Annotated in this window: 26 protein-coding genes; 7 read left to right on the top strand and 19 right to left on the bottom strand. The window is 66.0% G+C overall.

The window, feature by feature from the left end:
- Window positions 1-405 precede the first annotated feature (405 nt).
- The 4 genes from RMET_RS11910 to RMET_RS11895 form a co-directional block, all read right to left on the bottom strand.
- Complete coding sequence (locus RMET_RS11910; protein WP_004350643.1) at window positions 406-2,076, bottom strand: bifunctional protein tyrosine phosphatase family protein/NAD(P)/FAD-dependent oxidoreductase; 1,671 nt, start codon at window positions 2,074-2,076, stop codon at window positions 406-408.
- A 48-nt stretch (window positions 2,077-2,124) separates the two neighbouring features.
- Window positions 2,125-3,003, bottom strand: coding sequence for an MBL fold metallo-hydrolase (locus RMET_RS11905; RefSeq protein ID WP_003149790.1), 879 nt, complete (start codon window positions 3,001-3,003; stop codon window positions 2,125-2,127).
- A gap of 187 nt (window positions 3,004-3,190) precedes the next feature.
- Complete coding sequence (locus RMET_RS11900) at window positions 3,191-3,718, bottom strand: rhodanese family protein (RefSeq protein WP_004350638.1); 528 nt, start codon at window positions 3,716-3,718, stop codon at window positions 3,191-3,193.
- A 22-nt stretch (window positions 3,719-3,740) separates the two neighbouring features.
- Complete coding sequence (locus tag RMET_RS11895; protein ID WP_003149789.1) at window positions 3,741-4,052, bottom strand: ArsR/SmtB family transcription factor; 312 nt, start codon at window positions 4,050-4,052, stop codon at window positions 3,741-3,743.
- Window positions 4,053-4,201: 149 nt separating this feature from the next.
- Here RMET_RS11895 and RMET_RS11890 point away from each other — a divergent pair, with 149 nt between their 5' ends.
- The 3 genes from RMET_RS11890 (at window position 4,202) to RMET_RS11880 (ending at window position 6,364) form a co-directional block, all read left to right on the top strand.
- Window positions 4,202-5,428 (top strand): MFS transporter, encoded by a 1,227-nt coding sequence (locus RMET_RS11890; RefSeq protein WP_004350634.1) that lies wholly within the window; start codon window positions 4,202-4,204, stop codon window positions 5,426-5,428.
- Between the two features lie 76 nt (window positions 5,429-5,504).
- Window positions 5,505-5,882, top strand: a complete 378-nt coding sequence (locus RMET_RS11885; RefSeq protein WP_004350630.1) for a carboxymuconolactone decarboxylase family protein — start codon at window positions 5,505-5,507, stop codon at window positions 5,880-5,882.
- Window positions 5,883-5,992: 110 nt separating this feature from the next.
- A complete protein-coding gene (locus RMET_RS11880) occupies window positions 5,993-6,364 on the top strand; it encodes a DsrE family protein (protein ID WP_003149783.1) in 372 nt (123 codons plus the stop codon).
- Between the two features lie 59 nt (window positions 6,365-6,423).
- Here RMET_RS11880 and RMET_RS11875 read toward each other — a convergent pair whose 3' ends face one another.
- Window positions 6,424-7,218: a crotonase/enoyl-CoA hydratase family protein gene (locus RMET_RS11875; protein WP_004350627.1), complete on the bottom strand. Its 795-nt coding sequence runs from the start codon at window positions 7,216-7,218 to the stop codon at window positions 6,424-6,426.
- A gap of 411 nt (window positions 7,219-7,629) precedes the next feature.
- Between RMET_RS11875 and RMET_RS11870 the strand changes: the two genes are divergently transcribed.
- Window positions 7,630-8,625: an AraC family transcriptional regulator gene (locus RMET_RS11870; protein ID WP_004350625.1), complete on the top strand. Its 996-nt coding sequence runs from the start codon at window positions 7,630-7,632 to the stop codon at window positions 8,623-8,625.
- A gap of 47 nt (window positions 8,626-8,672) precedes the next feature.
- Here RMET_RS11870 and mobH read toward each other — a convergent pair whose 3' ends face one another.
- Window positions 8,673-10,565, bottom strand: coding sequence for a MobH family relaxase (gene mobH / locus RMET_RS11865; protein WP_004350623.1), 1,893 nt, complete (start codon window positions 10,563-10,565; stop codon window positions 8,673-8,675).
- Between the two features lie 315 nt (window positions 10,566-10,880).
- Here mobH and RMET_RS11860 point away from each other — a divergent pair, with 315 nt between their 5' ends.
- From RMET_RS11860 to RMET_RS11850, 3 genes are all read left to right on the top strand, one after another.
- Window positions 10,881-11,507 carry a hypothetical protein gene (locus tag RMET_RS11860; RefSeq protein WP_003149774.1) on the top strand — a complete coding sequence of 209 codons (627 nt, stop codon included), beginning with the start codon at window positions 10,881-10,883 and terminating at the stop codon, window positions 11,505-11,507.
- Between the two features lie 12 nt (window positions 11,508-11,519).
- Entirely contained in the window at window positions 11,520-12,152 is a 633-nt protein-coding gene (locus RMET_RS11855; protein ID WP_003149772.1) for an RES family NAD+ phosphorylase, read from the top strand.
- 73 nt (window positions 12,153-12,225) lie between these two features.
- Window positions 12,226-12,585, top strand: coding sequence for a DUF3742 family protein (locus RMET_RS11850; RefSeq protein ID WP_003149770.1), 360 nt, complete (start codon window positions 12,226-12,228; stop codon window positions 12,583-12,585).
- A 15-nt stretch (window positions 12,586-12,600) separates the two neighbouring features.
- On the opposite strand, the gene RMET_RS11845 is transcribed toward RMET_RS11850, so the two are convergent.
- The 13 genes from RMET_RS11845 to RMET_RS11785 all read right to left on the bottom strand — a co-directional run bounded on the left by RMET_RS11845 (window position 12,601) and on the right by RMET_RS11785 (window position 25,653).
- Window positions 12,601-14,148 (bottom strand): conjugal transfer protein TraG N-terminal domain-containing protein, encoded by a 1,548-nt coding sequence (locus tag RMET_RS11845; protein WP_004350620.1) that lies wholly within the window; start codon window positions 14,146-14,148, stop codon window positions 12,601-12,603.
- A 15-nt stretch (window positions 14,149-14,163) separates the two neighbouring features.
- A complete protein-coding gene (locus tag RMET_RS11840; protein WP_003149767.1) occupies window positions 14,164-14,520 on the bottom strand; it encodes a hypothetical protein in 357 nt (118 codons plus the stop codon).
- Entirely contained in the window at window positions 14,517-15,911 is a 1,395-nt protein-coding gene (locus tag RMET_RS11835; protein WP_003149765.1) for an integrating conjugative element protein, read from the bottom strand. Before RMET_RS11835 ends, RMET_RS11840 begins: the two co-directional genes overlap by 4 nt.
- 9 nt (window positions 15,912-15,920) lie before the next feature.
- Window positions 15,921-16,871 carry a TIGR03756 family integrating conjugative element protein gene (locus RMET_RS11830; protein WP_004350617.1) on the bottom strand — a complete coding sequence of 317 codons (951 nt, stop codon included), beginning with the start codon at window positions 16,869-16,871 and terminating at the stop codon, window positions 15,921-15,923.
- Window positions 16,868-17,314 carry a TIGR03757 family integrating conjugative element protein gene (locus RMET_RS11825; protein WP_004350615.1) on the bottom strand — a complete coding sequence of 149 codons (447 nt, stop codon included), beginning with the start codon at window positions 17,312-17,314 and terminating at the stop codon, window positions 16,868-16,870. Before RMET_RS11825 ends, RMET_RS11830 begins: the two co-directional genes overlap by 4 nt.
- A gap of 164 nt (window positions 17,315-17,478) precedes the next feature.
- Window positions 17,479-17,973: a RadC family protein gene (gene radC / locus RMET_RS11820; protein ID WP_003149760.1), complete on the bottom strand. Its 495-nt coding sequence runs from the start codon at window positions 17,971-17,973 to the stop codon at window positions 17,479-17,481.
- 175 nt (window positions 17,974-18,148) lie between these two features.
- The gene (locus tag RMET_RS11815) at window positions 18,149-18,913 is read right to left on the bottom strand and encodes a DsbA family protein (protein ID WP_003149757.1); all 765 of its coding nucleotides are present in this window, start codon (window positions 18,911-18,913) and stop codon (window positions 18,149-18,151) included.
- 24 nt (window positions 18,914-18,937) lie between these two features.
- Window positions 18,938-21,829: a conjugative transfer ATPase gene (locus tag RMET_RS11810; RefSeq protein WP_011516996.1), complete on the bottom strand. Its 2,892-nt coding sequence runs from the start codon at window positions 21,827-21,829 to the stop codon at window positions 18,938-18,940.
- Window positions 21,829-22,269 (bottom strand): TIGR03751 family conjugal transfer lipoprotein, encoded by a 441-nt coding sequence (locus tag RMET_RS11805; protein ID WP_003149753.1) that lies wholly within the window; start codon window positions 22,267-22,269, stop codon window positions 21,829-21,831. Before RMET_RS11805 ends, RMET_RS11810 begins: the two co-directional genes overlap by 1 nt.
- The gene (locus RMET_RS11800) at window positions 22,250-23,668 is read right to left on the bottom strand and encodes a TIGR03752 family integrating conjugative element protein (protein WP_004350605.1); all 1,419 of its coding nucleotides are present in this window, start codon (window positions 23,666-23,668) and stop codon (window positions 22,250-22,252) included. Before RMET_RS11800 ends, RMET_RS11805 begins: the two co-directional genes overlap by 20 nt.
- Window positions 23,658-24,569: a TIGR03749 family integrating conjugative element protein gene (locus RMET_RS11795; protein WP_004350604.1), complete on the bottom strand. Its 912-nt coding sequence runs from the start codon at window positions 24,567-24,569 to the stop codon at window positions 23,658-23,660. The genes RMET_RS11800 and RMET_RS11795 overlap by 11 nt, the downstream gene beginning before the upstream one ends.
- Window positions 24,566-25,258: a PFL_4703 family integrating conjugative element protein gene (locus RMET_RS11790; protein ID WP_004350603.1), complete on the bottom strand. Its 693-nt coding sequence runs from the start codon at window positions 25,256-25,258 to the stop codon at window positions 24,566-24,568. Before RMET_RS11790 ends, RMET_RS11795 begins: the two co-directional genes overlap by 4 nt.
- A complete protein-coding gene (locus tag RMET_RS11785) occupies window positions 25,255-25,653 on the bottom strand; it encodes a TIGR03750 family conjugal transfer protein (protein ID WP_003153632.1) in 399 nt (132 codons plus the stop codon). The genes RMET_RS11790 and RMET_RS11785 overlap by 4 nt, the downstream gene beginning before the upstream one ends.
- Between the last annotated feature and the right edge of the window lie 9 nt (window positions 25,654-25,662).

The raw sequence follows: 25,662 nt of genomic DNA, 5'->3' as shown, positions 1-25,662 counted from the left end.
TGTGAATCACGGGAATGATGGTCAGCCTCGATTAAGCGAAAGTTAAGAGTGTTTTTCGAGGTGCCCCGCGCTCTTTGACCGTGGACTGTCTGGATGGCGAGATCCAAATACAGTCGGCCCGGATATTCGAATCGTCGTGACGCGAAGGTCTCGGCCGCCTCGCGGCAGACACCGGCGCTGCGCCTGGGGTCAGCATCGGCAGGGGGCGGGACGATCGCTTGTTCGCCTAGTGCCAGGAAATCACAGTGGACGCACGTATCCGTTATAACCACCCGCATCCCGAAGGACAGTCTCCCCTGGCAGGGATAGCCGCTGTTGAGGCTCGGAGGGCCGAATGCCGCTCCTCCTTTCGCCCGCACTATGAGCGTCGGTTTCCCATGTCCCGGCGATGACGCATGCGGCGGCTCACCCGTCCGAGAGGACAGGATGCGCGAGCCATTCGCGGCCCTTGAGCATGCCGTCCCAATAGACCGGCGGCAGGATGCGTTCCTTCAGCAGCCACGCCAGCGATGACGGCCGCTTGCCGTCGATGAACCATTTCGGAAACGAAGGCGCCAGCTTGCCGCCGTAGGCAAATTCCGCCAGCACGATCTTGCCGCGCTCGACAGTGAGCGGGCAGGAGCCATAGCCGTCATAGCTGGCCAGGCGCGTGGACCCGCTCCGGGCGGCGAGCAGGTTGTGCGCGACCACCGGCGCCTGCTTGCGTGCGGCCGCAGCAGTCTTGGCATTGGTGGTGTTGGTGCAGTCGCCGAGTGCGAAGACGTTGGCGTACTTCTTGTGGCGCAGGCTCGACGGGTCCACGTCCACCCAGCCCGCAGCGTCCGCCAGCGGGCTCACTCGGATGAAGTCCGGCGCCTTCTGTGGCGGCACGGCGTGCAGCAGGTCAAATGGACGGGTGACGCGCTCCTTGGTGCCGTCGGCGTTCGTGCGGATGAAGGTGGCTTCATGCGCTGCGCCATCGACGGCCACGAGCTGGTTGCTGAATTGCAGATCGATGCCATAAGCCTTCACGTACTCCATGAGCGCGGGCACGTAGTCCGGCACGCCGAAGAGCACGCCTCCCGCGTTGCAGAACTCGATGTGGATGTTCTTGAGCACGCCCTGCCGCTTCCAGTGATCGGCCGAGAGGTACATCGCCTTCTGCGGCGCACCCGCGCATTTGATGGGCATGGGCGGCTGCGTGAACAGGGCCTGGCCGCTCTTGAGGTTCTGCACCAGTTCCCAGGTGTAGGGCGCGAGGTCGTAGCGGTAGTTGGAGGTGACGCCGTTGCGGCCCAGTGTTTCAGGTAGGCCCTCGATGCCGTTCCAGTCGAGTTTCAGGCCCGGGCAGACCACGAGCTGCTGGTACTTGACGACGCGGCAGCCATCGAGCACGAGGGCGTCGCGCTCGGGCTCGAACGCGGCGACGGCCATCTTGATCCACTTGACGCCGCGCGGAAGCACGCTCGCCATCGTGCGCGCCGTGTGCGCAGGCGGAAAGATGCCCGCGCCCACCATCGTCCACCCCGGCTGGTAGTAGTGCACATCCGCCGGGTCGATGACGGCGATGTCCGCGTCCGGCTTGCGCGCGAGCAGGCTGGACGCCACCGCGATGCCCGCCGCGCCCGCGCCGACGATCACGATGTCATGCGTGGCGTCCACGACTTCGGTGGGTGTGCGCCCGCCGTTGGCGATGCGCCGGGCCACGCCGGACAGGTCGTAGCCGGCACCGCGCGCGGCTTCGAGGATGGAGGCCAACGGCTGACGCTGCGCCTGGCTCAGCGCCCACAGCGTGGCCGAGCGCGTGCCGGTGCGGCAGTAGGCGAACACCGGGCCGGGCAGTTGCGTCATCAGCGTCCCGAAGGCCTGGGCCTGCTGGTCGGTCACTTTGCCGGACTCGACGGGCAGGTAGGTCGCCGCCATACCCAGTGACTGGGCGGCCTGCTCGATTTCGCTGAAGCCGGGCTGATCGCCCGCTTCTCCATCGGGCCGATTGCAGATCACCGAGCGGTAGCCAGCCTCGGCGATGGCCTGCAGGTCGGTGGCAGCGATCTGGCCGCTGACGGCCAGTCCCTGGTCCAAGGCTTTGATGTCCATGAGGGTCTCCTGCCCGGAAATTGTCCTTTCAGCCGGTCGGTGCCGCTCTCAGAGGGCATCGATGGGAATCTTGAGGTAGTGGACGCCGTTGGATTCGGCAGGCGGCAACTCGCCGGCCCGCATGTTCACCTGCACGGAGGGCAGCAGAAGCACGGGCATCGCCAGCGTGGCGTCGCGCTGCTCGCGCGTGGCCGCGAAGTCATCCTCGCTGATGCCGTCACGCACATGGATGTTGTGCGCACGCTCCTCGGCCACGGTGGTCTTCCATTGAAGCTCGCGCCCCCCGGGGCGGTAGTCGTGGCACATGTAGAGCACGGTCTCCGGCGGCAGCGACAGCACGCGGCCGATCGAGCGGAACAGTGTGCGCGCGTCGCCACCCGGAAAGTCGCAACGCGCCGTGCCATAGTCGGGCATGAACAGCGTGTCGCCCACGAAGGCTGCGGCAGGCGCTTCAGGTGTGGCGTTGTCCTGGACCAGATAGGTCATGCAAGCGGGCGTATGGCCGGGGGTATGCATGGCCCGCACCTGCAGCGTGCCGAGCATGAAGGTCTCGCCGTCGTCGAACAGACGATCAAACTGCCGGCCGTCACGCGCGAAGGCCGGCTCGGCGTTGAAGAGCTGGCCGAACACCTGCTGTACGGTACGGATGTTCGCCCCAATGCCGGTTCGGCCGCCCAGGCACGAATGGAGATACGGCGCGGCGCTCAGGTGATCTGCGTGCACATGCGTCTCCAGAATCCACTGGACGCTCGCCCCCAGTTCCCGCACGCGCTCGGCCATGCGGTCCGCGCCGGCGCGCGAGGTGCGGCCGGATTTAGGATCGTAGCCGAGCACGCTGTCGATGATGGCGCACTGACCGCTTTTCGTGTCCAGCACGATGTAGCTGAAGGTGCTGGTGTCCTCGTCAAAGAAGGGTTCGATCTTCACGGTGTCTTTGCCTCGCTGAATGTATGACCCGTCTGTTGTCGCCCAAGCTCCCTTGATCGGATGTTTGTGGGTCGTTCTCACATGCCAGATGGTGTCCGGGTCGAATTAACTCAAAATTAAAAACTTGCCGTCGCATGTTCTTGCCGACCGGCGGCCGAGTGAAGAAATCGCTTCCCCACCCGTAGACTCAGCCGGCCAGCGCGCGGCGGTTCCAGGGCATGCGCATCAGCACGCGCGCGAGCCCACAGAACCCCGAGACACCGGCGAAGACCAGCCCCGCGCCCACGAAGCCCGAAAGCACATGGAACCATGGCGAAATCGTGGCGCCCAGCACGGCACCCAGCACGATCAAGGACCCCGCAACAATCTGCACCTGCCGTTGCAGCTCCAGGGGTTGAGAGGCGTCCGCCACGACGGGCAGGCCGGCCTTCTTCCAGGCGTCCAGCCCGCCTTCAAGCACGTAGGCCTCGCAGGCCGTGCATGCCCCCAGCGTCGGGGCGTTCACCCGCGTCCGGTTGCCCGAGCGGCAGTGGAAGATGATTGCCGAAGCGCCGTCGAGCGGCAGGCCGCCGCTTCGCAAGCGGTCCATCGGCACATGGCGTGCCTGCGCGATGCGCTCACGGGCATGTTCGTCCGCCGCACGGATGTCCACCAGAACGGCACCCTGGTTCATGAGTTCGCTGGCAGCTTGGGGCGAGATGGATTTCAGGGACATGGCAATGGCCTCCGAGGGTGGATCAGGGACAGAAGATGGCCTTGAGCGTGGCGATGAGCTTGGCCACGTCGGGGTTGTCGATACGGTAGTGCAGGGTCTGCGACTCTCGCCGATAGGTCACCAGGCCTTCCTCGCGCATCTTGGCCAGGTGCTGGGACAAGGCGGACTGGCTCAGCGCCACGTTTTCGTGCAGGGCACCGACGGTCATCTCGCCATGCTCGATCAGCAGGCAGAGAACGAGCAGGCGATGCTCATTGCCGACCGTCCGCAGCATGGCCGCAGCCTTGGCCGCGCCGTCCTGTAGAAACGACTGGTCTTTCTTGTCAACCATCATGGCAGCTTGTATTTAACATGTATCTAATTTAGCATAAGCTAATAAAATATCAAGGCACTTCCTCGAAGGCAGGAAGTGCGGCAGGTCTTCCTGCCGGTGTTCTCATGCTGCGGCGTGGGTTCGCCTGACACCTCATTCCTGATTCGTTCATGACGCCACCTGCTTCGCTGCCACCGCCCGCTGCGACAGATGCCCGCCGCAATGTGGGCCTGCTGATGGCCGCCCAATCGCTGGGCGGCGCCGCGCCACCCATCATCATTTCGCTGGGCGGCATCGTGGGTCAGATGCTGGCCAGCAACCCTTCGCTGGCCACACTGCCGGTCAGCCTCTACAACCTGGGGCTGGCGCTGTCGACCATCCCTGCGGCCCTGCTGATGCGTCGTCTGGGCCGGCGCGCGGCCTATGCGTTGGGGGCGCTGCTGGGTTCGGTGTCCGGGCTCATCGCCGCATTGGGCGTCCTGTGGGGCAGTTTCGAGACCTTCTGCGTGGGCACGGCGATGGCTGGCTTCTACGGCGCGTGCGTGCAGAGCTACCGCTTCGCGGCCAGCGATGCGGTGCCGCCGCCGCAGCGCGCCACCGTCATCTCGCGCATCATGATCGGCGGCCTGATCGCCGCGGTCATCGGCCCGCAGGTCGTCATCTGGACGCGCGACGCCTGGCCCATGGCGCCGTTCGCTGGCAGCTTCCTCGGGCAGGCGGGCCTGGCGCTGCTGGCCTTGCCGCTGCTGCTGATGCTGCGCATGCCGCCGCCCCAGGCGTCCGCCGTCGTGGGCGCGGCGCGCCCGCTGGCAGTGATCGCGCGCAGTCCAGGCTTCGTCGTGGCCGTCACGGCGGGCATCGTGTCCTACGGCCTGATGGCTTTCATCATGACGGCCGCGCCGATGGCCATGGTGGGTTGCGGCCACACCGTGGGCGAGGCGGCGCTGGGCATCCAGTGGCACGTGCTCGCCATGTTTGCGCCGAGCTTCTTCACCGGCCACCTGATCGCGCGTTTCGGCAAGACCGCCATCACGGCGTGCGGACTGGTGTTGATCGGCACCTCTGGCCTGCTGGCCCTGGCCGGCCTCGAACTTCTGCACTTCTGGGGCTCGCTGATCCTGCTGGGCGTGGGCTGGAATTTCGGCTTCATCGGCGCCACGGCGCTGGTGACCGACTGCTACACCGCGCCCGAGCGCGCCAAGGTGCAGGCACTCAACGATTTCCTGGTGTTCGGCACCGTGGCCGTCGCCTCGTTCGGGTCGGGCCGGCTGCTGAACACCTCGGGCTGGGAAACCATCAACGGCCTGATGCTGCCCCTCATCGCGCTCGTGCTGGCCCTGCTGGGTTGGCTGGCTTGGCGCAACCGCCGGCAGTCGGCGGCGGCCGCTGCGCCATGAAGCCGTCTGGGTCCGGTCGAGCGTGCGGGTCAACCCGGTTTCATATTCGATGTTCCAAAACCATGAGGAGTTCGCGATGACGACAAGTTACCGGCAACTGACGCAGGACGTGGTGGCTCACCTGGCGCCCCTGCACAAGGGAGTGCCGCAGGTCATGAAGAGTTTTGGTGAGATGGGCAAGGCAGCGATCGCCGACGGCGCACTCGACGCCAAGACGAAAGAGCTGATCGCGTTGGCGATCGGCGTGGCCGCGCGGTGCGATGGCTGCATCGGCTTTCATGCCAAGGCATTGGTCAAGCTCGGCGCGACGGCTGCGGAGGTCCATGAGGCCCTGGGCGTGGCCATCTATATGGGAGGGGGTCCGTCGGCGATGTACGCATCGAACGCGGTGGCCGCCTTCAACGAGTTCGCGGCGCTGTCCAGCATTCCGGGCGCGCCGGCCAGCGCCCCGTAGCCTGGGCCCGGTCCGTCGTGCGGCGCCGCGGACCGCCTGCATCCGGTGCCAGAGCTTTGCACCCTCCAACTCGCATCCCCACAGTCGCTGTTTATCACAAGGACCTAGCCATGCAGACCACCGACTTCGTTGCGACCATTTTTGACGGAAGAAGCAATCCCAACAAGGTGACCGTGACCTTCATCATGGCGCTCAACGCGCTGCTCAAGGGACATACGGCGACCATCATCCTGATGGTGGAAGCCGTGGAACTGGGACAACCCGGCGCGGCCGCTGGATTGGACATCGGCAAGCCTTTCGAACCCGTTGCCGATCTGCTGGAGAAATTCTTGGAAAAGGGAGGTCGCATTGCCATCTGCGGCTCGTGCATGATCCACAACGGTATGACCGCCGCGCAGATGGACCCGCGTTTTAGCGTCATCAACGCACCCGATGTGGTGGAGTTGCTGATGGGCGCCAGGGGGTCCTTGCAAGTGACCTGAGCCCAGCCATGACGCGGTCGCGCATCGCTGGCCGAGGCCGGTAGCGCGCGTCTTGAAGATCAAGCATTCAGTTGGACCTTGTGCGCCTTCTTGTTCACGAAATCGCCCAGGCGCTCCTGCACATCGTCACCCTGCTGGATCATGGCCATCACCAGCCCCTCGGTGAACAGCCCGTCCGTGGCCGACATGTCGGCGATGCGGCTGATGGCGCTGACGATGGCGTAGTTTGAAAGGGGCGCATTGCCCGCGATCTTCTTTGCGAGGGTCAGGGCGAACTCGGGTGCGGGCGTGTCGCCTTTCGCGATGTCGCATACGTAGTGGGCCAAACCCAGTTCGCGGCCCTCCCGCGCATCGAGGACCCGTCCGGTGAGCATCATCTCCACCATGCGAGGGGCGGAGATGATCCGCGCAGTGCGCACCGTGGCGCCGCCGCCCGTGAAGATGCCTCGGGTGCCCTCGGGCAGTGCGAAGAAGGTGCGGCTGTCGGCAACGCGCACGTGGGCTGCGCTGGCCAGTTCCAGCCCGCCGCCCACGACCGCTCCCTGCAGGCAGGCGACCACGGGAATGCCGCCATGCTGGATCTTGTCGAACGCGCGGTGCCAGCCCTGGCAGACGCGCATGAACTCGACGCCGCTGCGTGCCTTGTCGTGATGTTCCTTGAGGTCCAGGCCGGCACAGAAGTGATCGCCCTTGGCCGTCAGGAGGATGGCCCGGATGTGGCTGGGCACCGCTGAGAAATAGGCGTCGATGGCGGCGATCGCTTCCTCATTGAGCGCGTTGCGCTTGTGCGCCATGTTGAGCGTGACGATGCCGATGTTGTCTTGTTCGGAGGTCAGCAGAATGGGCTCGGACATGAAGTTCTCCTTGCAGTGGGTCATGAACATGGTGGTCTGCGGCGGGCAGGTCGATATGCTCGGTCCGGCAGGCATCGGCCGCCTCGCCGCTGCGGTGACGGCATGGCCCGCACTGAAGCGGACCATCCGTTCAAGGCCGAGGATCTATGCCAATGTTGCCAATTCTTGCGCACTGAGCCTGGCCTGGGCGCGAAGTGCAGAGAGACCGCCGGAATCGCGGTCGAACCTCGCAGCCGATACTATTGAGGGGCCTTTACCTTTTCCATGCCCGTAGATTACTTACCGGGGATGCTGGGCTCAATTGCCAATAGCGCCGTGAAATTTGCAAAAACTGACAATCTCGTCAGGCCGCCAAGAGGACTTCCTGCGAGCCCAAATGCCGTCGCGGCGGCCACGGTCTCATGCGATCTGGTGGAGGACCTGCTGCGCAGCCTGCGCTCGCTGTGCTCGGACCAGGCCCTGGATCGCTGCCTGCAGCAGGCCGGCATCGTGAAGGCATTCATCAGCCACCCCGGCTCGCGTCTGACGCACGATCAACTGGTCGGGCTGTACCGACGAAGCGCCGCTGCCACCGGCGATGAAATGATGGGACTGTGGAGCCGGCCCATACGGACCGGCGCTTTGAAGTACATCGTCCGAGCGGTCATGGACGCGCCAAGCATCGAGGTAGCGCTGTATCGCTTCACGCAGGTCTGGAACCTGCTGCTGGACGACTACAGGCTGAGTCTCACGAAGGCAGACGCCTCCTTGCGCTTGGAACTTGTCCCGCGGTCTTCCAAAGCGGGGGGGAACCGATTCGGGCACGCACTGATGCTGAAGCTGACGCACGGCATCGTGTCATGGCTCGCCGGCCGAGAGGTCCCGGTGCGCAGTGTGGCCTTCGCTTTTCCACGCCCATCATTTGCAGCCGACTATTCGATCCTGTTTCCGGCCCCGATCGATTTCTGCGGACCCCTCTCTCAGATCACCTTTCACGCCGAACTCGCAAAGGTCCGGCCGAAACGCAGCGCGTCCGACGCGCGCAGCTTCCTGGAGCGGGCGCCGCGCGACTGGATTTTCACCTCCTACCACCAGCACGCCCTCCGGCTGAAGGTGCGTGAGCTGCTGCATGTGGATCTCGGACGGACGCTGGACGATGTTTCCAGCCGGCTGCACATGTCCTCGCGGACATTGATGCGCAAGCTGCAGCAGGAAGGGCTGTCGTTCCAGGGCATCAAGGATGAGTTGCGCAGGGATCTGGCCATCCTCCACCTTGTGCGCAACGACAGCTCACTGGAGGAGATATCCGATGCTTTGGGCTTCAGTGCCCCTGCCGTCTTCCACCGCGCGTTCCGCCACTGGACGGGTATGACCCCCGGACGATACCGGGCGGCGCAGCAGGGCATTTCCCATGGGGTTACGCTCTGACCTGTGCACCGAAGAGCGGGCATCCGGACCGCGCCCACTGGATATCCTCATTTCGCAGCCAGCGAGACTTCACGCCCCGCCTCCTCGTTGAAGAGGCACAAGTAGGGGTTGTTGGGCGGCACTCGCTCGAACAACGCACCGGGCTGCGTCAACAGGTAGCCGTGCAACTGCCGCGATTTGCGCGGCCCTGAGACGTGACAAGTCCAGATGTTCAGGCCGCTGGCCTGCTTGCGGTGCGCGGCCAGCTTCTCGAAGCGCTTTTGTGCCCACTGCCACGGCTCCAGTTTTTCCTGGCGGGCAATGGCTGCCAACTGCGGATGCTCTTGAGCGTATCGCTGGAACACTCCTGGGCTGACCAAGTATGCGGTATCGCTGACGGTATGCACGAGTGCCTTCGCGTCATTGATGATGAGCCGACGCGAGGCAATCCCCTGTTTCAGCCATGCCATGAAGTGCTCGCCAGATGGCTGCACCGTTGTCGCTGCTGGTGTGGCCGCGGGCGCCGGTGATGAGGGTGAAGATGCCACGATCGATGGTGGTGGTGCTTCAGGGCGTGTGGCAGAGAGTTCGGTGGGGATGGTTGACTCATCCTGCTGTGTGGCGGACGAATCGCCCATTCCTACCATCGTCAGCAGATCCTCCATGACGTCGGGCATGGCCTCAGCCAGGGGGGCGATAATTGGGTCAGCAGCGCTGCCGCCTTCCCATGGCGGCGATTCCTGACCTCCTGGGGTCGGTTTCGCCGCGACCTCCGGCGACGATGCCGCAGCGGCGTGCTTCTCGACAGGTGACGTGTCGATCGCTACCGTCCCGGCGAACGGCGCCGGTCGCTCGCCAGCCTCCCAGATCAGCGCAGGTGCGAGGCGCAGCAGCGTGAATGAGTGGGTCCAGCCGGCGTTGCTGGTCACGGTCGCCCGCCAGACCGCCTTCCCGTCCAGTGTGGGCTGCAACATGCCGTGGTCCTGCAGCACGTTGAAGACGGCGGTGTTGTTCGCAGGGATGCCATCGATGCCCTGCGATAACAGGTGCGCGCGCAGCTTGTCCGAGACCGTCTTGCTCACCAGCCACAAGGCATCCTCGGTGAGCCAGCCATCGGAGGCCTCGGGCTGATTCAACTTCAACTCTTCCTTGAGCAGGTAGCGCAACCCGTCAAGCAGCTTGCGTTGCAGCGCGTGCTTGGGCGCGGCCATGGCGCGCGCCGGATCGCCGCCCAGTTCCTGGGCCACGGAGGCGCGGTCGGCCTGCACCACGAGTTCGCCCAGCACACCGGCATGCTCGTACTGGCCGGCCAGGACGTAGAGCAGCGGTCCCCACAGGTCGCGATAGTCACTGAGCCAGTCCAGGAGTTGGGTGTCCAGCAGTTGGCGGTAGAGCAAGCCCGTCGCCGCGCTGTGCAGGCGGTATTCGCGATCGTCGCGGTAGCGGAAGCGGTACGGCTGGTGCAGCGGACCGTACCACGGGTGCCACAGCGAGCCATCGGCCAGTTCGACGTGCAGATCGACGGCGATCTTGCCGATGTCGTGCAACAACGCGGCATAGGCGACCGCAGCAGTCCAGGCTTCAGCCTGCGCAGCTTGGTCCTCGGGGCTTGCGCCGATGGGAAGCAGATGGGACTGCCGCAGCTTGAGGGCATAGGCAACGATCTCCAGGCCATGGTCGAGCATCCCGCCCGGGTACGCATGATGATGCGATTCGGAAGCCGGGAAGGCCTGAACCAGTTCGGCGTAGCGCTCCAGCGGCGCGCGGTACAGGACGGCGAACTGCTTGCGCGACAGAGACGTGCGCTGCCAGATGTGCTCCAGCAGCTTCTGCCGACGCGGGGTGGCCAGCAGCGATGCGGCCGACTCGGGCCGCATCAACCCTTTCGGGAGGTCGGATGCGGGTGGTGGCGTTGGAGCGGTAGCGACCGCGGGCCGTTTTCGCTGGAACAGGGAAAGCATGTGGGTGTCCTGATGACGGGCCGATCGGGAGGCCTTTTGGCCTTTTCGAGGTAGGGCCTTTCCCCTTGCACCCCGTTCCCTTGCCATTTCGGCCCTCTGGCCTTTCACCGTTTCGGTATAGCGGGGCACGGGATGCGATTCCAGCGTCAATGGGGAACTCGGTGGAATGGATTGGACGGCGAGCCGGTGCTGGTCGCGCTCTATGCTGAGTGGACGCCGCTTCCGCCGGGCAGGTTCTCGAAAGGCGACAAAGTTGACAAAAGCGACAATAGAGACTAGAGTGAATCCTGTCTCAAACCTGCCTGGGAGATCACCATGCCCAATGCCATTGAATTCATTGCCGATCGCCTGCCGCGCGTCACGGTGGAGGATGTGCGCCGCTTCGCGGATACCGTCGAAATCCGGGATGCGCCGGCTTTCGCGGCCGAGTTGCAGGCTTTCATTCACGAGCGCGTGGAGGCGGTGAAGCTGCCCGCCAACTTGGACGGAGAGACGGTGGGGCAGGCCCTGGCACGCAAGGCGGCCGCGCTGCGCACCGAAACGCGCTGGGCACCGACTGAAACCGACGTCCAGCGAGGCCGCGCCGTGTTGCTGGAAGCCTTCAACCAGCCGCATAACCTGCCGATCCCCGAGTACGCCAAGCTGGCGGACAAGTCGCGCCAGCAGATCTACAAGGACATCCTCGCCCGTCGGCTGTTGGCGCTGAACGTGGGGCCGCGCGGTCAGAAGCTGCCCGACTGGCAGCTCGACCCGGTAAAGCAGCAGTTGACCCAAACCGTGCTTCAGGAGGTCGAGGGCATCGACCCCTGGACGATCTACCGCGCGCTGTCCGAACCGCTCGAAGGCTTGGGCGGCCGCTCGCCGGTGGATGCGGTGACGCACAGCACGATCGATGACGTGGCCGATGCCGTGTTCAACGTACTGGGCGTTCAGGTGCATTGAAGCGAGATCGCCATGAGCCACGAGCTGCCTTCGTTCCTGATCGATGCCGGTGAACTGCTCCAGCATGTGAGCCGCGTCGTCTATCGGGGCAGCCCGCTGTACTATGGCCGCAGCAGCACCAATCGCTACGATGACCCGGCGCGGGCCTACGGCGTGCTCTACCTGGGGCGCGACCTGCCCACGGCGCTGATGGAGTCGGTGTTTCATAAGCACCAGTGGCTTGCGGACACGAAGCGCTCGATCGCGCTGAAAGAAGTCCAGGCCCGGATGGTGCGCGCAGTAGGCGTGATGGACGATGTGCTCTTGGCCGACCTCACGGCGCCGGGCGTCATGGCGGGCTACTTCGGCCTGAACCTGGAGCAGTTGGCCAGCCGCGACTACACGCACACGCAGCAAGTGTCCGCCCAGGTGCATGCAATTCTCGGAGACGACGGCCAAGCGCTGTTCGACGGGGTGCTCTATCCGTCGCGCAACAACTATCCCGCCAAGAGCATCGCCCTGTTCGAGCGTGCGGCAGCAAAGGTAGGCGTTGTCGATGACATCGACCTGGTGGACCATGTGGACTGGCCGCACTTCGTTGCCACGTATCGCGTCGACGTGGAGCCTGACCCCGGCCCGGTGGAACCGGATGACGAAGCGTCATGAAGCACTTTGAAGCCCGCAGCAGAATGAAATGGACCAAATTGGAATAGGCATCCCTCAGTAGCAGGAGACGACCATGAGCACCACGACCCGCATCAGCACTGCGGAACGCCTCGGCCGCGCCCTTGGCCGCGGGTGGCGCGCCTATGCGCGCAGCGAACGTCGGGCGTCGAACTGGTTGGTGTCCAAGGGTGTGCCGTTGGCTGCCGCCGCCGCGCTGCTGTGGGCCGGCAAACTGGCTGTCCTGGGGCTGCTGCTCTACGTTGCTTTCTGGCTGGCGTTGCTGCTGGTCGCGCTGGTGTTTGTGGCCCGGGGGCACGATACCGTCGAATGGGAGCCGCCCGAACCAGAGTGGCGGCACGGGCACGCCGGTTTTGGCCTCTATACCCACGATGAGTATCGGATAGATTCACATGATCCATCTGATGAGACCTAGCGAAGAAGCAAGGCACTACTTCCTCTTGCTGGGTGTCGATGCCCACTTCATAGCGCCGCCAAAGGCCATGTCGGCGGCTTTGCCGCCGGCCGCTTTGGCGCCTGCCGTACCAGCAGCAAGCCCTTGCAACATGCCCCCCACGGCGTAGCCCGCCCATCCCAAGGCGGTTACCCAGAACAAGGGCAGCACGATGAACATCGTCGCCATGACGAAATTCAACAGCATGTCTCCGAAGGCATTGTTGAGGCCCATGACCGGATCGAAATTCGTATGCGGCCGGTTCCATCCCCAGCCCCATCCGTAGAGCGCGTCCAGAATGGTGCTGTCGATCCAGCGCGCGAGTTGGAACCAGAAATCCACGAAGAACAGCGCAAACTGCACCACGCTGACCGTCACGAGTGTTTTCAGGTTGTAGGTGCTAACCATGAGCACCACCGGAATGCAGACAACCAGCGCCATCTTCAAGAGCGCCAGCACCATCGGAAGAGCCTGGCGCATTGCATCCATGGAGGGGAAGTAGCCCAGCGAGCCTACCGCCAGTCCTACGTCGGCCGCCGCCCGGGTGATGATGTTTGGGTCGGTCATTTCGATCTGGCCACCGTAGTCCGTATAGACGCTGCCTTGGTTCAGCTTCTGCTGTCGCGGTGACGCGATCGCGCGGATCACCGAATCGTCCACCTCGGCACGGCTCAGGAAGCCAGCCCAGCCCGCCAGGCGATTGAGCAGGCTCGGGTCCACCTGACCCAGCAAGCGTGCCCGCAGTCCATTGCTGCCATCGGCCCACCATTGCCTGCAGGTCGGATAGCCGCCGCCGCTGGCCACCTGCGCAAGCCCTGCGTCGCGCGTGCTGTCATAGGGCCAGTCCTCGCGCGGGGTGCTGGAACGGTATGTGTCGTAGTAGCCGTTCGTGTCCGTGAAGAAGCGTGAGCCGATCCAGGTTACGTCGTGCAGCTGCTGCTCATCGAGTTGAGGCCGCTGCATGAACAATTTCGCCCGCGCAGCCCCATAGCAATCCCGCGAGAAATCCGCTACTTCCTGAGCCAACACTGGGTCGTCAATGCGAGTCGCGTCGATCTCCATGCGCATCTGCCGCAGGTCCGTGCCGCACGGGATCGCTGCCACTGAAGCGCCCGTGACGGCGCGCGAGAGCGCGTGCATGAACGCCCACCACACCGGCACCTTCGCCGACTGGTTGTTGATGGTGCTGAAAGATTGCGACCAGCCGGTATTCGAGGGCTGCGGCACACTGACCTGGCATTGCGCCGAGCGCGAGCTGTCGTACTGGATGGTGTTGAGGTCCACGTCGATGAACGGGATGCCCGCGAACATCACCACCACGATGGCGACGAAGACCCGGTTCTCGATGCGGGCGGCGCTCAGCACGCCTTTATTGCCCTCGTCGGCGCCTTCTGCACGGGCCTTCAACCACTCCTGCACGATGATCGCCACGAAAGGCAGCGCGAAGACGCCGCTGGATACCAGCACGGCCCAGATGCCGTTGTTGACGATCCAGGACACCAGCGTAAGGTAATACTCCAGGTAGTCGGTCGTGAACAGAGTCATGGCCCGAATCTCCTCTCAGCCCTGCATCAACAGGCTGGCTTCCAGCGCCACGATGGCGACGACGCCTGCGATCTCGGTGCGCACCAGGCGGTGCCGCGCCTGGGCGTCGTCCTCACGTACCAGCAGCCGGCGGCGCATCCAGATCCACCCGTACACCGTCGCCCCGTATAGACACAGCCGCCACACGAATAAGTAACCCGCAGCGGCGGCGAGCCACCGCTCCCAGCCGGCAACGCTGCCGACCAGGTAGATGCCGGCGATGTTGGCCGCGACCGCGGCGGCAACGATCAGCACCGTCCACAGCAGCGCCTTCGCCGCGCGCCGGCTGAACAGCCAGCGCAAGGGGCGCCAAGTCATGCGCGCCGCGCTCATGGCCTGGCTCCTGGATTGCCCTTCTGCAACTGGTCGAGGCGGTCGGGTACCGGATCACCCTCGTAGATGCCGCGCGAGCCTGCCGCGCGCGTACCGTGCCGCTGGATGATGGCCATCGGTGAGTTGTTTGCCAGCTCGCGCCGAAGCTCCAGCTCCGTCTTCAGGTTGCGGATCTCCCGGTCGAGCGTGTCGCTCTCGTGGTTCACGGCCTTGACCGCGAGTTCGTTGGCTGCGACGTTGGGCTCCTTCTTGCCCGTGAGCAGCGTGCGCTGGAGCAGCAGCGCTTTTTCCAGCACCGACGACAGCGCCACCTCCGACGCGAGGCGCCGCGCCAGAAGGTCCTGGTCCGGCTCGTCGCGCAGCGCCTCGATCACGCCACGCGTGATTGGCAGCGACGTGCTGCCAGCCTCGCGCAGGTTCTCAAAGGTGGTAGTGCGCGTGCCGGAAACCAGCTCCTGAAGGACCTCCAGCTTCGCCTCGTACTCTTCCTGGATCAGCGGCGTCAGCCCGACGCCGGGCACCGTCTCGGTCTTGGTGCAGGAGTCGCAGGTGCGCTGCACCTGCTCTCCGAGGACCCGCGTGGCCCATTCGGTCGCCTGCTGCGGCGACGTCCAGGTCTGGCAGGACAGGCTCGCACAACTGGCGGACGCGATGGAGGATGTGTCCGTCACGCCACGACCGTTGACCAGGTTGTAGCCCGCGCGGGTGACGTCGCCGACCACCCGGATGGCGGACTGGCCTGCGCCACCAGCATTGCTGCCACCCACCCAGGGCACGCCGTCGTTGCCGCGGCGCGTCTCGGCCTGCTCGACGGCCGACACGGCATCGTTGCTGCCAACCGCGTCACGCAAGGCCATGCCTTCGGCCATCTGGCTCCAGCCAAGCTGGCCACCCGCTGTCTCGGCCATCTTCTCCGCCATGGCGCGGCACGTCAGCTTGGAGCGGTCGAAGTCCAGCCGCGCCTGCAGCACGCCGTTGGTCAGCAGGTTGTACAGGCCCGGATCGGCGCGCTGAATGATCAGCGCCGGCAGGGACGCTACCGCGCTGGTGGCGCTCTGGATTACGTTGCTCATGATCTGCTGAAAGCCGTTCGTGATGCCGTTGAGCTGATTGCGCAGCGTGGTCTGGATGCTCATGTCGCCGCAGATCAGGTTGCTGTTCCACCCCACACCGACCCCGATGGAGCGCATGCCGGCCGCGCGGCCCATGGACACCGCGCTGCCGCCGCCGATCGAGTACATGACGTCATCGCCAATGACGGGGCCGCTGTTCTGGTATCCGACCTGTGCCCACGCCAGGCCGCAGACCAGGGCGAGCGTGCCGGCCAGTGCCGTCGGGCGCAGCAGGCGGCACGCCTTGGTGGACAGGTTCTTCGGTTCAGGACGCTTCATCGTGGCACCTCAGAGGAAATCGACGCTGCCGAGGAACACCTGGCCCCGGCGTTCGCAGCACGCATACGGACGCCACAGCGCCCACGCGTAGTCGCCTTGCTGGGCTTGGGTCAGCGTGCCGCTGTGGGGGAACACCACGCAGGTGTTCGACAGGCGCGGCGTCAGTTCCTGCCACTTGCCGGTCGAGGCATCACCTTCCATCAGCGCGCCGGCCGGCCAGTAGCCATCACGCGCGTTGGCGAGCAGCGGCTGGTACACGTGCAACTGCCCGCGCCGCGTGACGACGTCACCGGCGCGCTGAGCCACGACCGCCCCGGATTTGTGGTCGTCGGTCTGGTGCAGGAAGCCGCCGCGCGGATAGACATTGCCCCAGAGGTTCATCGTGGTGCGCGCACCGACCTCGCGCCGGCCCGGGATCAGCGCCTCCGGGTAGGCCATCTCGGGCACGTTGTAGCGCCAGGCCAGCGTGTCCAAGGTGCTGAGCAGATACGGCATGAAGGCCGTTCCCGCGCCTTGGCAAAAATAGCCCGAGGACGAGGCGAACTGGTTGAACACCTCGCCGCCGGGATGGCCGATGACATCGGCGTTCTTGAATTTGGCGAGGTTGTTTTCGTGGTCTTCGTTGGTGGTGCCGTCGCCGCCTGCCTGGGCCGAGGCGTTCGGCATGCTCATCGCTCGCACTTCGACCCAGGGGTTCTCTCCGGTGTTGCTGTAGCTGGAGACGACCGCATCGGGGACGTAGTGCCGGACCTTGGTGGACGTGCGCACCGAGCAGCCGCCATAGGTGCAATACAGCCAGTAGCAGATGCCCACCACCCGGTACTCCAGGCAGTCCGGCGACATGACGGAGGACACGATGGTGACGGTGTTCAGGGCGTAGCTGCCCGTGGCGCTGACCAGCAGCAGCGAGGCCACGGCGACGCGCAGGCGGCGCAGCAGGTCGAATGGGCGATAGGTCACGGTTGCCTCCTCCGGTGCTGCTCGATGCAGGACACGGCCCGGGCCACGTCAGGCTCGCCATAGACCACATAGCGTTGGTCCACCACGACGGCCGGGATGGTCGTGACACCCAAACTCCATGCGTCGGTGATGCCCTGGTAGGCGGTGCCAATGCGGCGCTGAAGGTCGGTGCCGCCTTGGTTCAGGCGTTGCCGGACGATGGCTGCTGCGCGCTCGGGGTCGGCTGGCAGATCTGCGGAAAGCTCTGCTTCGAGCCCGGATGCCCGGTCCAGCTCGATCAGCCGCTCGCCGCCCATGGTCTTGACCGGGTGGCGGCTGTCGGTGACGACCACCACGTCGGCGGCGAACGCGGCCGGGCTGAATGCCGCGAACGACGCCGGCAGCACGATGGCCAGGCCAAGGGTTCGCCAGCCTGGTGCGAACCGGGTAAAAGCTCCTGGCATGTCTTGCACCCCGGAAGTTGATCAGGGCCATAGTCAAACGCCGAACCCCATGCGGCCCCAACAAACAATGCGCATCGCGGCCACCCCGCATACCTGCTTGTGTCGCCGCGCAGAAAAATGCGGAGGCCGAAGCCTCCGCGCTGATCAACGAAGCAGTACAACCCTTACAGCAGGCCGGACTCCGCAAAGGAGAACGGGGCACCCTGGCCGACGATGATGTGGTCCAGTACCCGCACATCGATGAGCGCCAGCGCGGCCTGCAGTTGCTGGGTCAGCATGCGATCCGCGCTCGACGGCTCGGAAATGCCCGAGGGGTGCTGGTGCGCGAAGACCACCGCGGCCGCATTCAACTGCAGAACACGCTGCACAACGACACGCGGATAGACCGAAGTCGCGTTGATCGTGCCCCTGAACAGCGGCTCGTAGGCCAGTACCTGGTGCATGCTGTCCAGGAACACAGCGACGAATATTTCGTTGGGCTCGGCCACCAGCTTCACGCGCAGGTAGTCGCGCACGGCCGTGGGGTCGAGGAGTTTCGGACCCGCTTTGAAAACCCGCTTCTCCAGCAGCGCAATGGCTTGCTGGATGATCCAGTCCTCGTGCTGGGCAGCGATGGCGGAAAGCGACTCCAGGCAGGAGTCATTGACGACGAAAGACATGGCGAACCTCCAAATGGTGAGATCGGAGGGCGCGCGCCCGGGGAGGGCAAGCCCTCCTGGGGAACGAACAAGGTGCATCCATCACCGCGGTGGCGGTGATCGTTCGCGGCCAGGATGCGAGGCGAACGGGTTGCGGTCAGCGCAGCGGACTGCGCCGTAGCCTTGAAGACCGGGGCTACCTGGGCATGTCGCCGACGACGTCGGCAGGCATTTCCGATGTGGGTATGGCGGCGGGATCGCCGGCCGCGAGCATGTCCATGGCCGACAGCAAGGCATCGCCCTCGATCGGGCCCTGCAGCAGGATCGCCTTGCCGGTTTCGCGATCGTGCAGCCGCAGCGATGGCGTGGCGATCACGCCGCTGTTCGTGGCTTCCGCCGTCTGGGCGCGGATCGGTGCATCGGGCCGCTCGCTCGCCAGACACTGCTCGATCGCTGGAGTGAGGTCGGGGTAGCGCAGCCCTTCAGGCAAGCCCTGGCCGTCGCTCCGCGTGTGGGCATAGACCCATTCGACGGCCTGCCAAAAGGCGGCATGGCTGCCGGCTTCGCCCGCGCATTCCGCCAGGCGCGCTTCGGCGGACGCGGCTGGCTCATGCGCGGCCAACGGCAGGTGGTGCCATTGCAAGGTCACGTCCGCATTGCCGGCCACCCAACGCTTGAGCACTGGAAAATAGGACCGGCAGAACGGGCATTCGAGGTCCGCGTAGAGCGTCAGCGTGAAACGCCCTTCCGGATTGCCCATCTGCCACGGAGGCCCAGCCACCTGCGTGTCGCTGACTGGCGCCGAAGTCTGAGGTGTGGACCCGCCTGGCGAACGTGACACGAGCCAGATCAGCAGCAGCGCAACCAGCACCGCGGCCAATGCCCAGGGCCAGCGGAACTGCCAGCGCCGACGACGGAACGCCTGGACCTGCATCGGAATGGATGGGCGTTTCTGTTCCATGGCGTTCTCCGGTGTACGGCAGATTCAGGGCAGGTCCAGGGCCGGCGACTCGATGCCGCGTGCCCGGTCGATCTTCTCGGCCACCTTGAAGGCGGCATCCAACTCGCTGACGCCGTGCTGCTGCATGAGCTGGTAGCGCTCGGCCTTCTCTTCGGGTTCGGTCTGCGCGAGCGCGAGATACAGGCTCGGCGGCACGGCGCGGAAGAGCACCTCCATGCTCTTGGAGAGGATGACGCCCTCGGTGAACTTGCCCGCTTCCTTGCGTGCCGAGAGCATCAGCGCTTTCTGCGCTTGGCTCAGTTCGCGGAACCGCGCGATCTTCTCCACTTCATCGGGGGGCATCGACAGGCAGATCCACCACTCGATCATGTTGAGCATCGGCTCCGCGGCGCGCGGTAGGTCGTCAATATTTTGTGTAGCTAGCCAGTACCAGGCCCCCAGCTTGCGCCACATTTTTGTAATTTTCACGGTATACGGCGCGAGCAGCGGGTTCTTGGTGATCACGTGGCCTTCGTCGGTCACGTTGATGATCGGGCGGCCGAGATACTGGTCACGCTCCGCGATGTTGTTCACCGTGCTGATGAGGCTGATGTACGCGATCGAGAGCTGCGCGTTGTAGCCCTCGCGGGCGTAGGTCGCCAGATCGACCAGCGTGATGTCGGCCTCGGGCCACGGCGTGCCGTCGCGGTCGAACATCTCGCCGTCCGTGCCTTGGCAGAACATGTCCATCGCGTCCGCCATCTCCAGCAGCCGCACGCGCCGCATCTCGGGCAACGTCGGGTCCTGGCCGCGGGTGCGCAGCGCATTGCGCACATCGCGCGTGAGCACAGTGCGCTTCTCTGCCACGCAATGTTCGGCCGCGTCGAGGATGCACTGGCGGATCAGCGAGCGGTCGGCCCGCGTCATCCGCGCTTCTTCCTTGTCTTCGCCGCCCGTGATCATCAGCCGTGCCGTGATCTCCAGCTCGCCCAGCACGTCGCGCTGCTCGTCCGCCTCCATGGCCGAGGCATCCGGTGGCAGGTCTTCGTCCAGTGCATCGGCATCGAGCGTCTGCACGTCGCTGGGCGTTTCGATCAGCCGGCGTGCGTCGGCGAACGGCGCCAGGCTGATGCCCGAGCCGGGTGCCAGCTTGACCCGGTTCACGGTCAGCCCCAGGCGCCTGGCGAAGTCGCTGAACAAGCCGAAGCTGTTGCCGGCTTCCACGATGAAGAGGCGCGGCCGATAGATCGCGGTGACCTGGTTCAGCAGGTTGTTGAGCGTGGCGCTCTTGCCCGAGCCCGTGGGACCGAACAGGAACAGATGGGCATTCATCTGCCGATCCAACCTGTTCAAGGGGTCAAACGTAATCGGGCCGCCTCCGCGATTGAACATCGTGATGCCGGGGTGCCCCGTGCCCTGGGCGCGGCCCCACACCGGCGACAGGTTCGCCGCGTGCTGGGCGAACATCAGTTGCGTGTACCACCGGCGCCGGTCCTTGCCGGGGTTGTAGCAGCACGGCAGCCAGCGCAGGTAGCTGTTGAGCGGCGCCACCTCGTCGTCCTCGCGCACCGGCTGCAGGCCGGCGTTGAGCATCACGTTCGCGAGGTCCAGGCCGCGCCGATCCAGTTCCGCCTCGTCGCGCCCGCGTAGGTAGAACGCCAGAGTGCCCCGGTAGAGCTTGTGCGCGCTGCCGATCAGGGAGCGGGCTTCATGCACGTCCTTGAGCGTCTGCTCCGACGCCAGCGTCTCGCCCACAGCTTTCTTCGCCAGATGGTTGAGGTCCGATTCGAGGACGTCCTGCGGCGTGGCCACCATGGTGAGACACATCAAGGTGTCCTCGGGCATCTGATCGAATAGCGTGTTGATCGCGTCTCCCTTGCGGGTCTCGCCGGTCAGGTGCCCGGTGCCGGGCGGCATGCGCAGCCGGTCGGTGATCAGCACGCGGTGCGGCATGCCGTCGAAGTACCAGGCCCCTTGCGCCACGTCCGAGCGCGGCTGCCCAAAGAACAGCCGCTGGCTGAAATCCCGCCCGCTCGCCAACTCGATCTCGCCGGCCTCGCTTTCCTCGGTACTGTCCGGATAGCGCGCCAACGCGTAGAAGCGCTCCCGGTCCTCCACCCCAGGGCCGAGCAGCGTGGGGCGCGGGTTGAACCATCGCAGCAGCCAGTCGTGAACGTCCGCTGCAACCATGCGCCGGGCCTGGATGCCGGCGTTCGCCAGGCCGCCGCATAGGCGGTCGCAGACGATGCCCAGCATCTGCTCGGGTGTCTGGCCGCGGCGGTTTGCCTGTCCCTGTCCGCTCGCGCGGCGGTACACCACCATGCGCACACGCCGCGTCTGCCCGCGCCAGCGCAGCCGCGTAACCACCGTGTCCTCGAACAGGCCGCCGGGCTTGGCCACAGCGCGCAGGTGGTGGCCGAAGAAGCGCAAGTAGAACTCGGTGAACGCCGAGCCGCGCGCACGTGGCTGCACGTAATCGCGCAAGGTCTGCATGTACTGGTCGAAGCTCGGTTCGTCCTGGGCATAGAGCTGGAGCACCCACGGGTTCTCGTCCAGTTCATCGAAACTGTCCTGAAGCGCGTTTTCCAGGGCGTCGCGGGCATGCGCGAGCCAGCCGGGTTCCCGGCCTTCGGTGCCCAGCGGCACCAGTTCGTAGAACGCCGCCACCGATTGGCCATCCTCCAGGAGCATCGATTTCGACCCGGGCAAGAACTCCACCCAGGGCAGCAGTTCCACGAAGGACGGCGCAACGTCGTACAGCGCCTGCTCGTCGGCCACGGTCGCTGGCTTGCGGCCGTGGACTGCCGAACCGGGTTCGGGGATGCCGGCCTGGCGCAAGGCCTCGACGTGGCGCTGCCAGCTGTCCGGCTGCTCATCGCTAGCCGGGCTACTGGAGCCGGCGCCGGCCAGCTTCGGCCATGGGAGTTTCCACCGCATCAGTAGTCCTCCACGCGCTCGCCCGGCATCGCGTACTGGATGCGCTGGTAGAGCGGGAAGACGGTCGTGTAGCCGGGCACCGGCACGGGATCGGTGCCGGCCAGATGCGGGTACACGTACATCACGAGATCGGGATTGGGCAGGCGCTGGAACTGGCGGTGGACCTCATTGCGCGCGGTGCGCGTGTAGCGCATCTGCTCGACAGGTGCGGCCTGCACGTCGGCGTCGGTCAGGGGCCGACGCAGGCTCTGGCGCGCATCGAGCAGCTGGCGGCCGGCGTTCCGTCCGGCTGCGCCACCGCCGTCGCCGGCCTCCTGCTGCCAGATGTCCATCATCGTGCGGTCACCGTGGGTCAGCAGCTTTTCCTTGCTGGTGGCGCAGCCGCCGAGCACCGCGACGGCGAGGGCCAGCACCAGGCCCTTAATCGAGTTCGAGAGCATGGCTTTCTCCTGCGCGGTGATCGACCTTGCGGCCTTCGGGATCGAAGTCGATGGCGAGCGGTTTTTCGAGGTGGACGGCGACCTTGGCGCCGGGCTGCACATAGACGGCGGCGAACGCCTGGCCGTAGAGCTTGTTGACCCAGGCCGACATGTCCCGGACACCGCCCGCGAGAATCTGGCCGACCGCTTCCTGGCCGGTGATGCCCACGGTGCCGATGGAGCCGTCCGAGCCGACATAGGACATGCGGCCGCTGTCGCTCTCGATGAGCGAGGCCACGCCGGCACCGGCCGCGGTGATCAGGGCCTGCGAGCCGAGGTACTGCTGGGCGTTGCTGCGCCGCTCGCCGCTGACGCAGGGGATGCCGTGCGGGTCGCTGATCCAGCCCAAGCCGTCGCGTTGCTGGTTGTTCTGCTGGTTGCCCTCGCGGTCTTCGGGGATCGTGCGGATCGTGCCGTCGTTGAAGACGAACGTGATGCTGCGCACCTGGCCGCGCACGCACGAAAGCGTCCAGTCGCCCGATGCGGTGCCGCTGAACACGGCGCCGGCCACGTCGGGAATGTCGATGCCATTGGCGGTCAGGTTGTCCGGCCCGACCAGGACTTTGAACGGATAGGGATCGTTGACCGTGCCGTCGATCGGCACGCGGCCGATCAGCGCGGTCATGGCGACCGAACCCATGAGCGTGGAGTTGGTCGGCACGGTATAGACCGGCTTGGCACTCTTGACCCCAGAGGCGCGGGCGCCCGCGTTGGCCACGGTTTCCGCGGTGGTTTCGAGCGTGCTCTGCGCCGGGCCGAAGCTCGTGGGGAAGCTCATTCCGCCGCTCGCGCCACGACCGCCGTTGCGCCCCTCGGCGGGCTTTGCGTCGTCCGGCTCGACCCACCGCACGCCGCCCTCCATGCCGGCCTCGTCGCCGCCCTGCAGCCCCAGGCCCACGGGCAGGTCCGCATGGCCGCCGCCGCGCCCGCCGATGCTGTCCAGGCGCCGCTGCAGGTCGGCGAGCAGCCCTTCGGTCTGCTGGCGCGCGCTGGCCGCCTGCTCCTGGTCGCGGCGCAGGTTGGACCGCTCGGATTCGAGCGCCGAGTTGATGCGCTGGTCGATGGAGTTCTCGCGCTGGCGCAGTCGCTGGTTCTCTTCACGCTGCGACTTGTTGTCCGAGAGCGCGGTCTGAAGCTCGGTGCGCAACTGCTTCACTTGGGCAACGAGCGTCGCCACGGTGTCGCGCGGGGTGTCGCCTTCGATGCCCAGCGCCTTCATTTCCTCGGGCGTGAGCTGGGCGCCGTTGTCCGCCGCGGGTGGCGCCGTGCTGCCTCCACCCGAGAACAGCCGGATACCGACGAACAGCACCAGGATGGCGACAGGGATCATCAGCCACTTGAGCAGGCCGTTACTGCGCATGGCGGGCCTCCTTGGCGTTCTCGTCGCCGTCCGGCTGCGGCAGATGCACGGCAGGGTCGAAGCGGTGAATCGCCGGCAGCAGCGACTGCGCGAGGCCGCGGCCGCCCGTGACCAGGTAGAGGACGGTCGTGTCCTCGGGCGTGCCGCGCGGGCCCAGCGCCTCGTGCTGGAAGGTGGCGGTGAGGAAATCGCCTTGCAGCACGCGCGGGTCGAGCGCGACCCAGTCGGCGCCGGTGTTGGTAAGGCGCACGGCAGTCACCCATTGGTCTTCCAGGCGCCACGACGCGAGCGCGACCGCGCGCACCGGCAGCGTTGGCATCAGTGTGTCCAGGTCGAGGTCGCGGGGCAGGTTGACCCGCATGACGCCCGGAAGCGGCTCGACGGTGCGCAGCGGTGCGTAGAGGTTCTGCGCGGCGAAGCGCGTCAGCACGACAGGGACCGGAGTTTCGCGCCGCGCGGTCCGCGCACCTGCCTGGCCCTGGGCGCGTGCCGGGGCCTCGGCACTGTCGGCCTGCTCGCCATAGCGTCCCGGTGCGCTGTCACCCTCGACGATGCGCACCGGCTCCAGCTCGGCTTCCCCGTCCTTGGGCGGTTCGGCTGCGATGTCCAGCAGGATCAGCGCGCCCGTGTCGGCGTCCTGCAGTTGCAACCGCGTGGGCTCGATCGGCTCGCTGGCGCGCAGGTACACCGCGCCACCCGCACTCTGCACGCGCAGGCGTTCGCCCACGCCCGCGGGCACGCCCACGCGCACGTTCCGGTCGATGAACACGATGCGTTCCTGACCGACCTTCAGCGGCACTGCCAGTGGCATGCGTTCCCAACGCAGGATCTCCACCGCCTGGGCGACGGGTGCCGCGGCCACGGCCAGTAGCCCCAGCAGCGCGAGTACAGGATGCTTCATGGGGTGTTTCCTCCTTGAGGCGCTTGCGGAGACAGGCCACTCGACGCCGGGCGCGCCGGCTCCGGTGCACTGATGCGCTGGGGCGCGCCTTCGTAGCAGTCCAGCGCCAGGCCGAACGGGTTGCGGGCGGGATCGACGTCCACCCGCGTGACCTTGATCGGATAACGCACCAGGGCGCGCTTGACCTGCTCGGCGCCGTAGTACTCGTCCGCCGTGATGTCCAGCGTCACCACCCAGTCGCGATCGGACACGGTGCGCACGCGCGCCGTGGGGTCGTCGCCATAGCCGCGGCCGGGAATCTCGTAGATGCCGCGCACGCGCTGGCGTAGCTCGCCGGTGGAGCGGCGGTAGTCGTAGTCCGCGCGAAGGAAGGCCTGGCAGGACGGGGTGAGGTACGGCGAGAGCGTGTGGAGGTTGCGCGAGTAGTCTTCTTCGCCATTGGTCGGCCAGCGGTTCAGCGTCTGGAACACGTAGAACGTGAACGCATAGACCGATTCGGGCGGCACTTCCCACCACTTGCGGGTACTGCCAGAGCGCAGGTCGGGCGGGACGTGGATGGTCAGGTCGCGCGGCGCGCTCCACCAGCCGCCGCCCATGACCAGGGCGACAATGACCAGCGCGCCCGCGCCCAGGCGCAAGGTCTTGATGTGCGCCTGCAGGTGGGCGATCTCGTTCTTGAAGCGACTCATCGCATGCTCCTGCGGGTGGACCAGAAGCCCGAGCGCGAGATCAGCACGTGGCCGCCCACCCAGCCGGCCATCAGCGGATGGCCCGTTGCGATGCGCCACTGCAACTGCCGATAAAGCCAGGTGTCGGGGCGCCCACGCTTGAGGCGGCGCAGGATGCCGCCGCCGATGAACACGCCCAAGGCCACGCCCAGGACAACGAACGTCGGTGCGATGGCGATCGTGCGGAACACCCACGAAAGCGGCGCGCCGACCAGCAGGCCGGCGGCGCCGGACAGGCCGCAGCAGATCCACAGCTCGTCGGCGGTGAGGCCGCGCACGACAACGGGATGGCGGTTGAGCCGGTGCGGAAGGAACGTGACCGTCCCGTCCGCACGGACGTGCTGCTGCTCGGACATACCGGCCTC

The organism is Cupriavidus metallidurans CH34 (assembly GCF_000196015.1).
Lineage (GTDB): Bacteria > Pseudomonadota > Gammaproteobacteria > Burkholderiales > Burkholderiaceae > Cupriavidus > Cupriavidus metallidurans.
This window is presented reverse-complemented; position numbering and strand designations above follow the sequence as displayed.

Bases quoted from the DNA above. Each gene is read 5' to 3' on its own strand.
- RMET_RS11795 (WP_004350604.1), bottom strand. From the start codon at position 24,569: ATGAAGCATCCTGTACTCGCGCTGCTGGGGCTACTGGCCGTGGCCGCG.
- RMET_RS11910 (WP_004350643.1), bottom strand. From the start codon at position 2,076: ATGGACATCAAAGCCTTGGACCAGGGACTGGCCGTCAGCGGCCAGATC.
- RMET_RS11815 (WP_003149757.1), bottom strand. From the start codon at position 18,913: ATGGAACAGAAACGCCCATCCATTCCGATGCAGGTCCAGGCGTTCCGT.
- RMET_RS11900 (WP_004350638.1), bottom strand. From the start codon at position 3,718: ATGTCCCTGAAATCCATCTCGCCCCAAGCTGCCAGCGAACTCATGAAC.
- RMET_RS11800 (WP_004350605.1), bottom strand. From the start codon at position 23,668: ATGCGCAGTAACGGCCTGCTCAAGTGGCTGATGATCCCTGTCGCCATC.
- RMET_RS11810 (WP_011516996.1), bottom strand. From the start codon at position 21,829: ATGCGGTGGAAACTCCCATGGCCGAAGCTGGCCGGCGCCGGCTCCAGT.
- RMET_RS11850 (WP_003149770.1), top strand. From the start codon at position 12,226: ATGAGCACCACGACCCGCATCAGCACTGCGGAACGCCTCGGCCGCGCC.
- RMET_RS11885 (WP_004350630.1), top strand. From the start codon at position 5,505: ATGACGACAAGTTACCGGCAACTGACGCAGGACGTGGTGGCTCACCTG.
- RMET_RS11790 (WP_004350603.1), bottom strand. From the start codon at position 25,258: ATGAGTCGCTTCAAGAACGAGATCGCCCACCTGCAGGCGCACATCAAG.
- RMET_RS11805 (WP_003149753.1), bottom strand. From the start codon at position 22,269: ATGCTCTCGAACTCGATTAAGGGCCTGGTGCTGGCCCTCGCCGTCGCG.
- RMET_RS11880 (WP_003149783.1), top strand. From the start codon at position 5,993: ATGCAGACCACCGACTTCGTTGCGACCATTTTTGACGGAAGAAGCAAT.
- RMET_RS11890 (WP_004350634.1), top strand. From the start codon at position 4,202: ATGACGCCACCTGCTTCGCTGCCACCGCCCGCTGCGACAGATGCCCGC.
- RMET_RS11785 (WP_003153632.1), bottom strand. From the start codon at position 25,653: ATGTCCGAGCAGCAGCACGTCCGTGCGGACGGGACGGTCACGTTCCTT.
- radC (WP_003149760.1), bottom strand. From the start codon at position 17,973: ATGTCTTTCGTCGTCAATGACTCCTGCCTGGAGTCGCTTTCCGCCATC.
- RMET_RS11840 (WP_003149767.1), bottom strand. From the start codon at position 14,520: ATGAGCGCGGCGCGCATGACTTGGCGCCCCTTGCGCTGGCTGTTCAGC.
- RMET_RS11875 (WP_004350627.1), bottom strand. From the start codon at position 7,218: ATGTCCGAGCCCATTCTGCTGACCTCCGAACAAGACAACATCGGCATC.
- RMET_RS11845 (WP_004350620.1), bottom strand. From the start codon at position 14,148: ATGACTCTGTTCACGACCGACTACCTGGAGTATTACCTTACGCTGGTG.
- RMET_RS11855 (WP_003149772.1), top strand. From the start codon at position 11,520: ATGAGCCACGAGCTGCCTTCGTTCCTGATCGATGCCGGTGAACTGCTC.
- RMET_RS11895 (WP_003149789.1), bottom strand. From the start codon at position 4,052: ATGATGGTTGACAAGAAAGACCAGTCGTTTCTACAGGACGGCGCGGCC.
- RMET_RS11860 (WP_003149774.1), top strand. From the start codon at position 10,881: ATGCCCAATGCCATTGAATTCATTGCCGATCGCCTGCCGCGCGTCACG.
- RMET_RS11835 (WP_003149765.1), bottom strand. From the start codon at position 15,911: ATGAAGCGTCCTGAACCGAAGAACCTGTCCACCAAGGCGTGCCGCCTG.
- RMET_RS11825 (WP_004350615.1), bottom strand. From the start codon at position 17,314: ATGCCAGGAGCTTTTACCCGGTTCGCACCAGGCTGGCGAACCCTTGGC.
- mobH (WP_004350623.1), bottom strand. From the start codon at position 10,565: ATGCTTTCCCTGTTCCAGCGAAAACGGCCCGCGGTCGCTACCGCTCCA.